Below are 14,266 nucleotides of genomic sequence, written 5' to 3'. Positions count from 1 at the left end.
ACGGCCTTTCTCTGGTCGCTGATTCGCCCGCACGCTAGCTCCCGCCGAAACATTCTGCAATACCTTGCAAACGAAGTCGCAACAAAGCAGTCGTCTTGCGAAACACGGCAGCGCGTGCCGTCACCGAGGGTGCCGCCGGGAGGTCGGGGATCAGAGCCCGGAGCAGGCGGCGCCGTCGACCGCGCAGCTCGTGGGCTGGGTCGTACCCGTCTGCTCGAAGTGGAACTGGAGCGCCACCGACGCCCCGGGCGCCAGGGCCACTCCGCTGCGGTAGGTGAAGACGCCGTCGGTGAAGTCGCCGCTGCCCTGCTCGGCGCCGCTCACCCAGGCGGTCACGAAACGGCCGCGCGGGAAGGTCAGCCGCACCGTCCAGCCGCGCGCCGTGCCGGCGGTGTTGACCAGCCGCACCTCACCTATGAAGCCGCCGTCGAAGCTGCTCACCACCCCGTACCGGCCGGTCACCGGCGGGGCGGGCGGCGCGGGCGCGGGCGGGCCGCCGGGGCGGGCCGTGCCGGTGCCGGCCGACGGGCTCGGCGTGGGCCGGGCGGACAGCACGGTCGACCGGGGGGAGAGCCCGGGGACCACCGGCCCGGCGGCGGACGTGGGCGGCCGGGCGACCTGGCCGGGGGTGGTGGAGGCGGCGGGGGTGGTGGCCGGCAACTCGGGCAGCGACATCGTCGGGGCCGGCGGCGGGGCCTCGGCGAACGTCCGCCGCCCGCGCACCGAACCGAGCGCCACGACCAGCAGGACCACCATGACGATCACGCCGATGGAGACGATGATCCAGGGCGAGGAGGCGATGGCGGCGCCGGGTGACGGGCGTACGCGTCGTGTGCCGGACATGCCCCTCCCCTGTCGGTCCCCCCTTCGGGCGAGGGTAACGATCGCGAGCGTCGCCCGCTCGGTGGACCCGCGGCCGGTTGCCGCCTCAGCCGATCACACAGTCCGCGCCGTTGACAGTGCACTGGCCCGGCTCGTCACCGGCGCCCGTGCGGTCGAACCGCATCCGCACCGTGGCCGTCTGCCCGGCCGGCAGCGGCCCGGTGCCGCGCAGCACGAACACCCCGCTGCCCTGGGTGCTGACCGACACCCCGGAGGTGGACGACGCCTCGATGGACTTCACGTTGCCGGTGAAGAGCAGGTGCACCTCCCAGCTCTGACCGCCGCCCGAGCCGTTGACCACGGTCAGCCGGGCCTCGAACCCGTCGCGGTCACTCGCGGTGGCCTCGTACCGCGCGGTCACCGCACCCCGGGCGACCGCCCGCGTCGAGGTGCTGGGCCTCGGCGTCGCCGACCGGGACGCGTCGGCCGAGGGCGAGGCGGTCGCGCTGGGCGACGGTGTCGCCGACCCGGTGGGCGTGCCGGTGGCGCCGCCCGTCGGGGGCGCGGTGGTGGGGACGTCCACGCCGAGGGTCGGCAGGTACATCGGCGGGGCGGGCGCCGGCACCGGCTGGCGTTCTTCCCCGCGCAGGGACAGCAGGGCGATCACCAGCAGGCCGGCGATCAGGCCGACGCCGAGCAGCACCACGATCCACGGCACCGATGCGAGCACCCGAGGCGCCGCCGGCGCCTCGGCCGGCTCGGCTGGCTCGCCGCTCATCACATGCCCCCCTCGTGGTACCCGACGCGCCAGCGTAGTCATGGTGCGTCGCGTCCCGCAGCGCACGGGGGCGGATCCGACCGTCCGGGCATCCGCGACACGCGGAACGGACGATCATGCGCGGCGGATCGGGCCCCGCCGGCCGACCCACGGACACGACGTGCACCCGACACGTCGCACCGCGTCGTCGGCTACGCTGTCCGGGCTCAGCTATCGGAGCTCCTAAATGGCTCAGATCCGGGCAAGGACGCGCACATCCGCCCGCACTGTCCATCATGGAGAGCCGCCCCGACGGATACCCGCCCCGACAACCCCTCCCTCCCCCACTCGGAGCAGCTCCATGCAGATTGCCAGCGCGCCAACCGGGCTCATCCGCAAGTCCCTCGGCACCGGCGCCCTGTTGGTGTTCAGCGCCACCGCCTCCTCCCCGATGGCCGTGCTCGCCGGCGCGATCGTCGCCACGTACGCCTCGACCGGCGTCACCGGCACCCCGCTCGGCTTCCTCGTGATCGCCGCCGCCCTGTTCTTCTTCTCCGTCGGCTACCTGGCCATGGCCCGCTACGTCTCCAGCGCCGGCGTCTTCTACGCGGCACTGGCGGCCGGCTTCGGGCGGTTCTGGGGCGTGGTGGCCGCGCCGGTCGTGCTGCTCGGCTACAACGCCATCCAGATCTGCCTGTACGGGCTGCTCGGCGCCGTCGTCGCCGGCAGCCTCGGCGGGGCCTGGTGGGCCTGGGCGCTGCTCGCCTGGGCCGGGGTCGCCCTGGTCGGCGTGCTGAAGGCGCGGATCAGCGTCGGCCTGCTCGGCGCGGTGCTGGCCGTCGAGGTCACGGTCATCCTGCTCTTCGTGCTCACCTCGTTCACCCACCCGGCCGGCGGTGCGGTGAGCTTCGCGCCCCTGGACCCCGGCAACCTGCTGGTCCCCGGCATCGGCGGCGTGGTCGCCTTCTGCGCGGCCTCGTTCGTGGGCTACGAGTCGGCCGCCGTCTACTCCGAGGAGTCCCGGTCGCCGCAGGCCGTGTCCCGGGCGGCCTACTCCGCGCTGATCCTGCTGGGCGTCCTCTACGCGCTCGCCGCCTGGGCCATGGCCGTGGCCGTGGGCCCGGACCAGGTCGTCGACAGGTCCCGCGACCCGAACGCCGGGCTGCCGTTCTCGATCCTGGAGGCGAACGCCAGTCCCGTGCTCGGCAGCGTCGCCACCATCCTGGTGGTGACAAGCGTCTTCGCCGCGATGATCAGCTTCCACAACTCGATCGCCCGGTACGCCTTCAGCCTCGGCCGGGAGCGGGTGCTGCCGGCGGTGTTCGAGCGGGTCGGCCGGGGTGGCGCGCCCGTGGCCGGCTCGGTGCTCCAGTCCGCGATCGCCCTGCCGGTCATCCTGGTCTTCGCGCTCACCGGCGCCGACCCGGTCGCCATCATGTTCAGCTGGCTCTCCGGCGTCGCCGCCATCGCGGTGCTGCTCATGATGGCGGTCACCTCGATCGCCGCGATCGCCTTCTTCCGCCGGGGCGGCGGTGGCGACGAGAGCACGTGGCAGCGCGCGGTCGCGCCGGCCATCGGTGCGGCGCTGGTCGGCGCGGCCCTGCTCACCACGCTTGTCAACCTCTCCGCCGTGCTCGGCGCGCCACCGGAGTCCACCACGAAGTGGCTGGTCCCCGGCGCGGTGGCGGCCGCCGCGGCGGTGGGGCTGGTCTGGGCGGCGGTCATCCGGGCCACCCGCCCCGAGGTGCTGGAGAACGTCGGGCAGGGCCAGCCGCGCCCGCTCGCGGTCATCGAGCAGGACCTGGTCGGCCGCTCCCTGTAGGCGGCCCGGACCCGCGACGCCCGCCCCCGAACAGCCGGGGGCGGGCGTCGGCCTGTTCAGCGCCGGCGCCGGCCGGCGACCGTGCCCGCCATCGCGGCCTTGCGCTCCTGCCCGGTCATCACCAGCTGGTTGAGGTGCTGCAACCAGCGCCAGGCCGGGTGGACCTGGTGCTCCGGGCTGAGCGGGAGCCAGCTGCGGTACTCCACGCCCCCGCCGCTGTAGTGCGGGCAGGTGGAGTGCACCACGACCTGCTCGTGCGCCCGTGCCGGGCGCTCGACCACCAGCAGGTTGTCGTCGGACATGACCACCAGGTTGCGACCGGGGATGCCCATCCCGCCGGCGCCGGGCGGCGCGTCGCCGGTCTCGTCGCCGGTGCCGAGCAGGGTCGACACGGAGACCCCGACGTAGCGCGCTTCGGCCGGCATCGGCTCGCCGGCCTGGGTCATCTGGGCCACCGGGTCGAAGATCCCGCCGTCCGCCAGGTAGCCCTCGGCGATCTCGCACAGCTCGGCGAGCAGCGCCGGCAGGTCCTGCACCTCGCTGCCGTCGCGGAACAGGCGGGAGGCCGCCTTGATCTCGTAGTAGGGCCGGCGCGGGTCGGCGAACCGGGGGTCCAGGCAGGCGTAGAGGAACACCAGGGCGTGCGGCCCGACCGGCTTGGTCCGGCGCAGGTCCCAGTAGTGCGAGGCGTGCAGCGCGTTCGCGTACTGCACCCGGTGCACCACGGCCTGCCGGATCTGGTGGTAGACGGCCTGGTTCGAGTACCCGTCGGCGCTCGCCTCGGACGCGTCGGCCCCCGACCAGCTCGCCGGAGCCGGCCCGGCGGCGCCGTAGCCGGGGGTGTCCCGTGCGCCGTAGCCGGGGGTACCCGACACGCCGTAGCCGGGGCTGTCCGGGGCGCCGTAGCCGGGGGTGTCAGGTGCGCCGTAGCTGCCCGGCGTTCCCGGGCGTGCCGAGGTGGGGGCGCCGTAGCCCGGCGCCGGAGGGGCCCCGTAGGCCGGCGCCGCGGGGGCCTCGTAGCCCTGCGCCGCAGGGGCCCCGTAGCCGGGCGCCGCAGGGGCCCCGTAGCCCGGCGTCGCGGGTGCCTCGTAGGCCGGCGCCGCAGGGGCCCCGTAGCCCGGCGTCGCGGTGCCCAGCCCGGACCAGCGGGAGGCGGTGCCGGGGCCCGGGGGCTCCGGCGGGGCGAACGGGGGTGCGGAGGCCGGGCCGCCGAAACCAGCGGGCGCCGCCGGGCCACCCGGTGCCGCCAGGGCGCCGAAGCCACCCGGTGCCGCCGCGGCACCGAAGCCACCAGGTGCCGCCGCGGCACCGAAGCCGCCGGGCGCCGCCGGGGTGCCGTGCGTCGGGCCGAACCCGCCGCCGACCGGGTCGGGGTAGCCGGGAGCGGGCGGAGCACCGAAGCCACCGGCGCCGCCCGGGACGCCGTGGCCGTGCGCCGGTGCGGCGGGAGCGCCGGGGGCCGGGCTCGCCGGGACGCCGTGGCCGGGCCCGCCCGGGGCCGGCACGCCACCGGAGAGCCGGTGGCTCCCCCACCGGGCGGGCGGCCGGACCGGCGGCGCCGGCGGGTACGCCGGCCGGTCGGGGGCGCCGTCGCGCGGGTCCTCATAGGACGGACGCGGCAGCGGCGACCGGTGTTCATGCGACACGTGGCAGCTCCTGGCTAGCGGGAATTCGCCCGGCCGATGATTTCACTGAGTGCACGCGTTATCAACTGTCCGCGAGCACTCTCTGGGGTGCTCAAAGCTGACTGCGCGCTCAGTCGGTGTCGCCGGGCGGCGGTGCCACAGGCCGGATGACCAGCGGATATCGCCCGATCAGTACGTCGATTATGGACAATTGGTGGCCAATTTCGTAACGCTTGCCCGCTCTCCGTGACTCATGGTCCACTCTGTGCGCTGTGCACCGTGACGACGAGGGAGCGCCGTGTTGTCAGCCGACCCAGGCCGTGACGGTTCCGTCACCCGTCCCGAGGAACTCCTCGCCGAACTCGCGGCGGTCCGTTCGGCCGCGGTGGCCGGCCGGGAGACGCACGTGGGTTTCCCCGTCGCCACCGACATCGACTACAGCCCGCTGGCGCCGTTGTTCGGCTCGTTGCTGAACAACATCGGTGACCCGTGGACCGATCCGGCCGGCGCCAACCACACGAAGCGCTACGAGCGGGAGGTGCTGGACTGGTTCGCCGACCTGTTCCAGGCGCCTGTCGACGACCGCTGGGGCTACCTCACCTCGGGCGGCACCGAGGGCAACCTCTACGCGCTCTACCTGGCCCGGGCCCGGTTCCCCAGGGCGCTGCTCTACCACTCCGCCGACGCCCACTACTCGCTGCCCAAGTGCGTCGACATCCTCGGCCTGGACTCGGTGGTGGTCCGCACCGACGAGCGCGGCGAGATGGACTACGACGACCTGGCCCGGATGGTCGACCGGCACCGGGACCGGCCGGCCATCGTGGTGGCCACCTGCGGCACCACGATGACCGAGGCCGCCGACGACGTGCCGCGGATCCGGCGCCTGCTCGCCCGCACGCCGGTCCGCCACCACCTGCACGTCGACGGCGCTCTGGCCGGGGTCCCGCTGGCGCTGGCCGACGGGCGGACCACGCTACGGCTCGACGCCACCGTGGACAGCATCTCCATCTCCGGCTACAAGTTCCTCGGCACGCCGGTGCCGTGCGGGGTGGTGCTGACCCGCCGCACCCTCCAGCAGCAGCTCGCCCAGTCCCCCAACTACACCGGCACGGTGGACACCACGATCAGCGGCTCCCGCAGCGGCCACCCGGCGCTGCTGCTCTGGTACGCGATCCGCAGCCTCGGCCACGACGGCCTGCGGGAGCGCGCCGAGCGGGCCCGCGAGCTGGCCGCGTACGCGGTGGAGCGGCTCAACGAGGTGGGCTGGCCGGCGTGGCGGCACGAGCACGCCTTCACCGTGGTCTTCCCCACCCCGTCCCCGGCCGTGACCGCGAAGTGGGTGCTGGCCAGCAGCGCCGGCCGCAGCCACCTGATCTGCATGCCCGGCGTCACCCGGGAGACCATCGACGCCTTCGTGGCCGACGTGGCGACCGGGGCGCTGGTCGACGCGCTGCCCCGGCAGCGGGAACGGCAGGCCCTGGTCCGCTGAGCCGCCGGCAGCCGGGCCGGTCAGGCGGTGCGGATGACGGTGCAGATGGCCGGGCCGTCCTCGGTGGCCCGCAGCAGGTAGCGGTAACGCTCGCCGGGCACCGCCCGGCCCTGGCTGTCCAGGAACTCCCAGCGCACCGCCACCTCGGTGAGCAGCGCGGAGACCACCTGCACGTCCTCGATCTGCGCGTTGGCCGCGACCAGCTCCCGCTCCTGGTAGTCGGGGGCCGCGCCGACGAAGCTGAGCGCCACGGCCGCCGGCGAGGTGAACGAGAAACTGTACGTGTCGGCGACCACCAGCCCCGGCAGCGCGTAGCAGCCGGCGATGGCGGGCACGTCGGCGGTGGTCAGCGCCACGCCGTACCGGTCGAAGAAGTCGGTGAGCGTGTCGAGGTCCGTGGAAGCCGTCACGCCGCTTTCCATTACCGGACGGCGGCTCCGGCAAACCTGGTCAGCGGGGCGGGATGCGTACCTCGATCTCCGCACCGAGCTGGGCGCCGCCGGTGAGGTCGAGGTCGTCGCCGCTCCAGAACCGGCCCGGGTCGTACCAGTTGGGCCGCCGGCCGGCGGGCAGCAACCCCATGGCCTCGTAGGTCACGGCCACCACCTCCGCGCAGTACGCGGTCTCCAGCGCCCGGTCCCGGACCGGCACACCGCCACCGTCGGCGATGGAGGGTCGGCCCCGGCGCAGGTTCGGCACGCGCCCGCGCGCCCAGCGCCAGGCGAGCTGCGCCGTGGACGGGAACGGGGTGCCGTCGAGACGCGCCACGGTCCGCAGCACCGCCTCCTCCATCGCGGTGTCCGCCGGCGGTTCGAGCTGGCGGAGCCAGGCCCGCTGGCCGTACCGGTTGGCCCAGACGCAGACCGCGTCCCGCAGGTCGTGCAACTGCACGCCGCGCTGGTGGGTGCCGGTCCACATGTCCGGCAGCGAGCGGCCCAGCTCGGCGTGCCACATCAGCGGCGGCATGTCGTCGAGCACCACTGCCATGCCGACGTGGTTGACTGGGCTGTTGGTAGTGAGCTGGATGGCGCGGTCCGGCACGCTGCGCCCACGGAACACCCACAGGTCTCCGGTGCGGGTCAGCTCCACCGCCTCGTCCAGGCTGATGCTCATGGAGGATCACCCTATGCCGAAGCGGCAACGGATGCGGTGGTGGAAGCTGCTCGGCCTGGCCGGCCTCGCCGGCGTGGCGGCGACCGGCGTGGTCGTGGCGCGGGCGGAACGGCGGCGCCGGGCGTACACCCCGGAGGAGATCCGGGACCGGTTGCGCGAGCGGCACGCGAAGGCCGGCGACCGGCCCTCCTGAGCCGACCGAGGGCCTACCGGTCCGTGCGGCGCACCGCTTCGTCCAGGGCCTCGGGGGTACGCCCGACCAGCGCGCTGCCGTCGTCGAGCAGCAGGATGGGGCGCTGGATCAGCTCGGGGTGCGCGACCATCGCGGCGACCCAGCGCGGCTCCGTGGCGTCGTCGCGCGGCCAGTCCGCCATGCCCAGCTCGGTCGCGGCGGGCTCGCCGGTGCGGCAGATGTCCCACGCCCGCGCGTCCAGCCGGCGCAGCACCTCGGTCAACTCCTCCGCGCTCGGCGGCTCCGCCAGGTACGCCCGCAGCCGGTAGGGCACCCGCGCCTCGTCCAGGGAGGCCCGGGCCGTGGCGCACTTCGAGCAGGACGGGTTGTGCCAGATCTCCATGCCCGACATGGTGGCACCCCCACTGTGGAACCCGACGAGACCGGTCACCCCACCCACGGGTGGAACGCCATGGAGGTCTCCGCACACCGGAAACCTCCATAACGTTCCACCCACCACGCCCGTCCGAGCGCCGGCGTTTCCACCTCGGCGAGATGCCCGTTATGCCCAACCGAGCGACCGTTGCCCATCCCCATGGCGCCTCAGTCGAGGCTCGGCGGATTCGATCGACCCACGCCGGTTGAGTCCCAAGCCGGTGTGATCGCCCCCCACTAGCGTTGATCAAGAGGTTTGCGTCGGGATTCGGCTGGAGCGCGACGCAAACTTCTTGATCGACGCGGCTGGCGGTGGCGGGGGCGGCTGTCCGGCGGCGGCGTGTCTGGCGGTGACGTCGGGCGGGGGCGTGGCGGGCGGGGGCGGGGCAGCTGTCCGGCGGTGGCTGTAAGGCGGTGGCGTGTCGGGCGGTGGCGTGTGGGGCGGTGACGGTCGGGCGGTTCCGGTCGGGCGATTCCGGTCGGGCGGTGCCTGGCGGCTGTCGACCTGCCCGGTTCGCCGCTGCCCGCCCGCTCAGCCTGGGCGGATCTTGGACAGTTGCCGTTCGCTGTAAGCGGTAACTGTCCAAGATTCACGCCGTCAGGCTGCGTCGCCTGGGGTGCCTGTCCGGTTTGCGGTGACAAATTCGGACGCGATGTCCGTTCCGCAGGGGGTCGGCGCCATTGCAGGGCGGTCGACGTCAACCCCGGTCGCCGCGGCGGACCCGCCCCCGACGTCCGGTTCCGGTGGGTGGTCGGCGTCACCGCCACGGCGGAATCGTGGCGGGGGTGGGGTCGTTGTACATGGCAGACCGCGCAGGACCCCGCCCCGTGCGAGGCCCGCCGGCCGGAAATGATCGGCCCCCACCGGTCGTTACACCCACCGCACCACCCGCACCTCGGTGCCGGGCTGGCCGTGGGAATGACCTGCCGGCCCCGGTCGTTACATCCCTGGACCGTGCACCACCGGTCCGCCGTACCGGCCCGCCGCAGGGAATGACTCCGGGCCGCCGGTCGTTACATCCCCCGGGACATCGGATCAGGTGTGAGGGAATCACTTCCCCGCCGCCGATGGTTACACCCCCGGACCGCCCGAGCAGGTCACCCCTGTGATCGCCGGGCACCCCACAGACTTTCCCCCCGTTTCACAGCGGCACCGCATCCCCCCGTGCGTGCTGCTGAACCCCCGAACGGAAGGCGTTGATCTCATCATGCGCACCACCATGCTGCGGAACACCGTTCTGACCGCTGCCGGTATCGCCGCCACCGCCGGTGGGATCGCCGGCCCCGCGATCGCCGCGCACGCCGCCCCCGCCGACAACACCAAGGTCGTCGCTGACCGTAAGGGTCACGGCGAGCGGGAGCTGGACGTCCGCTACGAGGCCCAGCCCAACTTCTACTACTGCGGTCCGGCCGCCACGCGTAACGCCCTGTCCGTGCTGGGCAAGAACATCGACGTGGACGCCATGGCCAAGGAGATGGGCACCACCGAGAACGGCACCAACAGCATCAACGACATCACCCCCGTGCTGAACAAGGAGACCGGCAAGCACTACCGGTCGGTGGAGATCCGCGACGGCAAGGCCGACGACAAGCAGACCGACACCCTGCGCGCCGACATCGTGCGCACCGTCGACGACGGCCGCGCCGTGGTCGCCAACATCGCCGGCACCGCCACCGACACCGACGGCAACACCCACTCCTTCGAAGGCGGCCACTACATCAGCGTCGTCGGCTACCAGAACGACGGCCACACCGTGACCATCGCCGACAGCGCCAACCCCAACACCGCCTCCTACCGGATCAGCGTGGACAACCTCGCCGACTGGATCGCCACCCGCGGCTACTCCGCTTCCTGACGATCCGAGCAACACGATCCGAGCAACACGCCAAAGGGCCCGACCCCCACGGGGGTCGGGCCCTTTCGGCGTCCCGGTCTAGCGGTCGCCGGCCGGCACGCGCTCGGCGGCCTCGTCGGCCACGTCGGCCGACTCCAAGTGCCGGGCGCGCCGGCGCAGCCACCAGGTGCTGGCCAGGCCGGCGAGGACCGCGAGGGCCAGCCCGGCCCAGGAGATGTCCTTGAGCCAGTGCTCGGCCGCGCGGCCCACGGAGAAGAGCAGGTAGGTGGTGCCGAAGGCCCAGACCAGGCCGCCGGCCGCGTTGGCGACCAGGAACCGGCGGTACGGCACGTGCAGCGCCCCGGCGAGGGGGCCGGCGAGGATGCGGAGCAGGGCGACGAACCGCCCGAAGAAGACCGCCCAGACTCCGTGCCGGGCGAAGCTCTGTTCGGCGCGGGCGAGTTGCGCCGGGCCGAGGTGCTTGGGGAAGCGCCGGCCCAGCCGTTGGAGCAGCGGCCGCCCGCCGCGCCGGCCGACGGCGTAGCCGACGGAGTCGCCGATGATCGCGCCGGCGGCGGCCGCGGTGGCCACCCACTCGGGCTCGACCACCCCGGTGGCGGCGAGCAGGGCGGAGCTGACCAGCACGATCTCGCCGGGGAGCGGGATGCCCATGCTCTCCACGCCGATGACCCCGGCGACGATCAGGTAGAGCACGCCCGGGGGCAGCGCGGAGAGCCAGTGCTGCACGTCGACCACCCCCGAACCCTACCCGCGCAGGCTCAGTCCACGGGGGCGAGGAACTCCAGGCGGTTGCCGTGCGGGTCGTACGTGTGGAACCGGCGCATGCCGGGAATCTCGTCGTCGCCCCAGGTCACGGGGTGCCCGGCGGCGTCGAGTCGGGCGGCGAGCCGGTCCAGGTCGGGGCGGAGCAGGGCGGGGTGCGCCTTGCGGGCGGGGCGGAAGTCGTCCTCGACGCCGAGGTGCAGTTCGGCGCCGTACCCGCTGAACCAGCAACCACCGCGGGCGGCGAGGGCCGGCGGTTTGGGCTTCTCGACCAGGCCGAGCAGGCCGGCGTAGAACGCCCGGGAGGTTTCCTCGGAGCCGCGCGGGCAGGCGAGCAGGACGTGATGGATCATGGTGGCACCTCCTCGTCCCGAACCCTGGCACGAGGTTGCGCGAATAGCAAGACGGACGTACGGTTTTGTTGAGACGGCGCGGGTAAGTGTTGCCTAACCACGGCGGCGCCCGGGCCGGTGCGACAAACTGCTCAGGACTACTCAGGTCGCTGGTGTGAAGGAGTACGACGTGGCGAGCCTCGACACCTTCGGTGCGAAGACCCAGCTACGCGTCGGAGACGCGAGCTACGAGATTTTCAGGATCGACAAGGTGGAGGGCCACGACCGGCTGCCCTACAGCTTGAAGATCCTGCTGGAGAACCTGCTGCGGACCGAGGACGGCGCGAACATCACCGCCGACCACATCCAGCAGCTCGGCGCGTGGGACCCCACCGCCGACCCGAGCGTGGAGATCCAGTTCACCCCGGCCCGGGTGCTGATGCAGGACTTCACCGGCGTGCCCTGCGTCGTCGACCTGGCCACCATGCGCGAGGCCGTCCGCGACCTCGGCGGCGACGCCACCAAGGTGAACCCGCTCGCCCCGGCCGAGCTGGTCATCGACCACTCGGTCATCGCCGACCTGTTCGGCCGCGAGGACGCCTTCGAGCGCAACGTCGAGCTGGAGTACGAGCGCAACAAGGAGCGCTACCAGTTCCTGCGCTGGGGCCAGACCGCGTTCAACGAGTTCAAGGTCGTCCCGCCGGGCACCGGCATCGTGCACCAGGTCAACATCGAGTACCTGGCCCGCACGGTCATGGAGCGCAACGGCCAGGCGTACCCGGACACCGTGGTCGGCACCGACTCGCACACCACCATGGTCAACGGCCTGGGCGTGCTGGGCTGGGGCGTCGGCGGCATCGAGGCCGAGGCCGCGATGCTCGGCCAGCCGGTCAGCATGCTGATCCCACGGGTCGTCGGCTTCAAGCTCTCCGGCGAGATGCCGGCCGGCACCACCGCCACCGACCTGGTCCTCACCATCACCGAGATGCTGCGCAAGCACGGCGTGGTCGGCAAGTTCGTCGAGTTCTACGGCCCGGGCGTGAGCGCGGTGCCGCTGGCCAACCGGGCCACCATCGGCAACATGTCCCCGGAGTACGGCTCCACCGTCGCGATCTTCCCGATCGACGCCGAGACCGTCCGCTACCTGGAGCTGACCGGCCGCGACCCGCAGCAGGTCGCGCTTGTCGAGGCGTACGCCAAGGAGCAGGGCCTCTGGCACGACCCGGAGCGTGAGCCGGAGTACTCGGAGCGGCTGGAGCTGGACCTCAGCACCATCGAGCCGTCGCTGGCCGGCCCGAAGCGCCCGCAGGACCGGGTGCCGCTGGGCTCCGCCAAGACGCTGTTCCGCTCGGCGCTCGCCGACTACGTGGCCGCCGACGAGACCGGCGGCGACACCAGCCGCAAGCCCGGCGTGCCGCAGCTGGAGAAGCCGTTCGGCGCCGACGGCCCGGCCGACGAGGCCAGCGCCGAGTCCTTCCCGGCCAGCGACTCGCCCGCCAACGGCGTCAACGACCCGGCCGACGCGCCGCGGGACCTGGAGACCGCCGCGGTCGGTGCCGGCGGGCGCGCCAGCAACCCGGTGCGGGTCACCGGCGCGGACGGCGTCGAGTACGAGCTGGACCACGGCGCCGTGGTGATCGCCGCGATCACCTCCTGCACCAACACCTCGAACCCGCAGGTCATGATCGGTGCCGCGCTGCTGGCCCGGAACGCCGTGGACAAGGGCCTCGCCCGCAAGCCGTGGGTGAAGACCACCCTGGCCCCGGGCTCCAAGGTCGTCATGGACTACTACGACCGCGCCGGCCTCACGCCCTACCTGGAGAAGCTCGGCTTCAACCTGGTCGGCTACGGCTGCACCACCTGCATCGGCAACTCCGGCCCGCTGCCGGAGGAGGTCTCCGCCGCGGTCAACGACGGCGACCTGGCGGTCGTCTCGGTGCTGTCCGGCAACCGCAACTTCGAGGGCCGGATCAACCCGGACGTCAAGATGAACTACCTGGCGTCCCCGCCGCTGGTGGTCGCGTACGCGCTCGCCGGCACCATGGACATCGACCTGGCCAACGAGCCGATCGGCGAGGACTCCGAGGGCAACCCGGTGTTCCTTCGGGAGATCTGGCCGAACAGCGCCGAGATCCAGGACGTCATCGCCTCCGCGATCGGCGCCACGGGCTTCAGCTCCGCGTACGCGGACGTGTTCGCCGGTGACGAGCGCTGGCAGTCGCTGCCGACCCCGACCGGCGACACCTTCGCCTGGGCCGGCGAGTCGACCTACGTGCGCAAGCCCCCGTACTTCGAGGGCATGGAGCGCGACCCGAAGCCGGTGCAGGACATCGCCGGCGCGCGGGTGCTGGCCAAGCTGGGCGACTCGGTGACCACCGACCACATCTCCCCGGCCGGCTCGATCAAGGCGGACTCCCCCGCCGGCAAGTACCTCGCCGAGCACGGCGTGGCGCGGCACGAGTTCAACTCGTACGGCTCCCGCCGGGGCAACCACGAGGTGATGATCCGGGGCACCTTCGCCAACATCCGGCTGCGCAACCAGCTCGTCCCGGGTGTCGAGGGCGGCTTCACGGTCAACCACCTGACCGGCGAGCAGACCTCGATCTACGACGCCTCGATGGCGTACCAGGAGGCGGGCGTCCCGCTGGTCATCCTGGCCGGCAAGGAGTACGGCTCCGGCTCGTCCCGCGACTGGGCGGCCAAGGGCACCATGCTCCTCGGGGTGAAGGCGGTCATCGCCGAGTCGTACGAGCGGATCCACCGCTCGAACCTCATCGGCATGGGCGTCCTGCCGCTGCAGTTCCCGGTCGACACCACCGCCGAGTCGCTGGGCCTGACCGGCACGGAGACCTTCTCGATCAGCGGCGTCACCGCGCTCAACGACGGCGACACCCCGCGCACCGTGAAGGTCACCACCGACACCGGCGTGGAGTTCGACGCCGTGGTCCGCATCGACACCCCCGGTGAGGCGGACTACTACCGGCACGGCGGCATCCTGCAGTACGTGCTGCGTCGCATGATCGCCAGCTGACGTCGTACCCGACGGAGGGCCCCTTACCGCGAGCGCGGGAGGGGCCCTCC

Annotated in this window: 13 protein-coding genes; 5 read left to right on the top strand and 8 right to left on the bottom strand. The window is 73.0% G+C overall.

The window, feature by feature from the left end:
- Window positions 1–150: 150 nt before the first annotated feature.
- The gene (locus tag GA0070603_RS29765) at window positions 151–843 is read right to left on the bottom strand and encodes a cellulose binding domain-containing protein (protein WP_091320869.1); all 693 of its coding nucleotides are present in this window, start codon (window positions 841–843) and stop codon (window positions 151–153) included.
- A gap of 85 nt (window positions 844–928) precedes the next feature.
- Window positions 929–1,600: a cellulose binding domain-containing protein gene (locus GA0070603_RS29760; protein ID WP_091320867.1), complete on the bottom strand. Its 672-nt coding sequence runs from the start codon at window positions 1,598–1,600 to the stop codon at window positions 929–931.
- A gap of 340 nt (window positions 1,601–1,940) precedes the next feature.
- Here GA0070603_RS29760 and GA0070603_RS29755 point away from each other — a divergent pair, with 340 nt between their 5' ends.
- Window positions 1,941–3,401, top strand: coding sequence for an APC family permease (locus GA0070603_RS29755; protein ID WP_167544607.1), 1,461 nt, complete (start codon window positions 1,941–1,943; stop codon window positions 3,399–3,401).
- Window positions 3,402–3,457: 56 nt separating this feature from the next.
- Here GA0070603_RS29755 and GA0070603_RS29750 read toward each other — a convergent pair whose 3' ends face one another.
- Window positions 3,458–5,047, bottom strand: coding sequence for a hypothetical protein (locus tag GA0070603_RS29750; protein WP_091320863.1), 1,590 nt, complete (start codon window positions 5,045–5,047; stop codon window positions 3,458–3,460).
- A gap of 280 nt (window positions 5,048–5,327) precedes the next feature.
- Between GA0070603_RS29750 and GA0070603_RS29745 the strand changes: the two genes are divergently transcribed.
- Window positions 5,328–6,515 carry a histidine decarboxylase gene (locus GA0070603_RS29745; protein ID WP_167544606.1) on the top strand — a complete coding sequence of 396 codons (1,188 nt, stop codon included), beginning with the start codon at window positions 5,328–5,330 and terminating at the stop codon, window positions 6,513–6,515.
- A 20-nt stretch (window positions 6,516–6,535) separates the two neighbouring features.
- Here GA0070603_RS29745 and GA0070603_RS29740 read toward each other — a convergent pair whose 3' ends face one another.
- Window positions 6,536–6,925, bottom strand: a complete 390-nt coding sequence (locus GA0070603_RS29740; RefSeq protein ID WP_091320859.1) for a DUF6841 family protein — start codon at window positions 6,923–6,925, stop codon at window positions 6,536–6,538.
- Window positions 6,926–6,965: 40 nt separating this feature from the next.
- Window positions 6,966–7,628 (bottom strand): hypothetical protein, encoded by a 663-nt coding sequence (locus GA0070603_RS29735; RefSeq protein ID WP_091320857.1) that lies wholly within the window; start codon window positions 7,626–7,628, stop codon window positions 6,966–6,968.
- Here GA0070603_RS29735 and GA0070603_RS29730 point away from each other — a divergent pair.
- Window positions 7,627–7,821, top strand: a complete 195-nt coding sequence (locus GA0070603_RS29730; RefSeq protein WP_192579771.1) for a hypothetical protein — start codon at window positions 7,627–7,629, stop codon at window positions 7,819–7,821. The genes GA0070603_RS29735 and GA0070603_RS29730 overlap by 2 nt on opposite strands.
- Before the next feature lie 13 nt (window positions 7,822–7,834).
- Here the strand turns inward: GA0070603_RS29730 and GA0070603_RS29725 are convergent, their stop codons facing one another.
- The gene (locus tag GA0070603_RS29725) at window positions 7,835–8,203 is read right to left on the bottom strand and encodes an ArsC/Spx/MgsR family protein (protein ID WP_091320853.1); all 369 of its coding nucleotides are present in this window, start codon (window positions 8,201–8,203) and stop codon (window positions 7,835–7,837) included.
- Between the two features lie 1,240 nt (window positions 8,204–9,443).
- Here GA0070603_RS29725 and GA0070603_RS29715 point away from each other — a divergent pair.
- Window positions 9,444–10,091, top strand: coding sequence for a C39 family peptidase (locus GA0070603_RS29715; RefSeq protein ID WP_091320849.1), 648 nt, complete (start codon window positions 9,444–9,446; stop codon window positions 10,089–10,091).
- 78 nt (window positions 10,092–10,169) lie between these two features.
- Here GA0070603_RS29715 and GA0070603_RS29710 read toward each other — a convergent pair whose 3' ends face one another.
- Window positions 10,170–10,826, bottom strand: a complete 657-nt coding sequence (locus tag GA0070603_RS29710; protein ID WP_091320847.1) for a DedA family protein — start codon at window positions 10,824–10,826, stop codon at window positions 10,170–10,172.
- Between the two features lie 23 nt (window positions 10,827–10,849).
- The gene (locus tag GA0070603_RS29705; protein WP_091320845.1) at window positions 10,850–11,206 is read right to left on the bottom strand and encodes a VOC family protein; all 357 of its coding nucleotides are present in this window, start codon (window positions 11,204–11,206) and stop codon (window positions 10,850–10,852) included.
- A gap of 154 nt (window positions 11,207–11,360) precedes the next feature.
- Here GA0070603_RS29705 and GA0070603_RS29700 point away from each other — a divergent pair, with 154 nt between their 5' ends.
- The gene (locus tag GA0070603_RS29700) at window positions 11,361–14,216 is read left to right on the top strand and encodes an aconitate hydratase (protein ID WP_091320843.1); all 2,856 of its coding nucleotides are present in this window, start codon (window positions 11,361–11,363) and stop codon (window positions 14,214–14,216) included.
- Window positions 14,217–14,266 lie beyond the last annotated feature (50 nt).

The sequence above is a fragment of the Micromonospora chersina genome, from assembly GCF_900091475.1.
In the GTDB taxonomy this organism is placed as follows: Bacteria; Actinomycetota; Actinomycetes; order Mycobacteriales; family Micromonosporaceae; genus Micromonospora; species Micromonospora chersina.
This window is presented reverse-complemented; position numbering and strand designations above follow the sequence as displayed.

Coding starts and splice junctions, on each gene's coding strand:
- GA0070603_RS29765 (WP_091320869.1), bottom strand. CDS start 843: ATGTCCGGCACACGACGCGTACGCCCGTCACCCGGCGCCGCCATCGCC.
- GA0070603_RS29760 (WP_091320867.1), bottom strand. CDS start 1,600: ATGAGCGGCGAGCCAGCCGAGCCGGCCGAGGCGCCGGCGGCGCCTCGG.
- GA0070603_RS29755 (WP_167544607.1), top strand. CDS start 1,941: ATGCAGATTGCCAGCGCGCCAACCGGGCTCATCCGCAAGTCCCTCGGC.
- GA0070603_RS29730 (WP_192579771.1), top strand. CDS start 7,627: ATGGAGGATCACCCTATGCCGAAGCGGCAACGGATGCGGTGGTGGAAG.
- GA0070603_RS29735 (WP_091320857.1), bottom strand. CDS start 7,628: ATGAGCATCAGCCTGGACGAGGCGGTGGAGCTGACCCGCACCGGAGAC.
- GA0070603_RS29725 (WP_091320853.1), bottom strand. CDS start 8,203: ATGGAGATCTGGCACAACCCGTCCTGCTCGAAGTGCGCCACGGCCCGG.
- GA0070603_RS29715 (WP_091320849.1), top strand. CDS start 9,444: ATGCGCACCACCATGCTGCGGAACACCGTTCTGACCGCTGCCGGTATC.
- GA0070603_RS29705 (WP_091320845.1), bottom strand. CDS start 11,206: ATGATCCATCACGTCCTGCTCGCCTGCCCGCGCGGCTCCGAGGAAACC.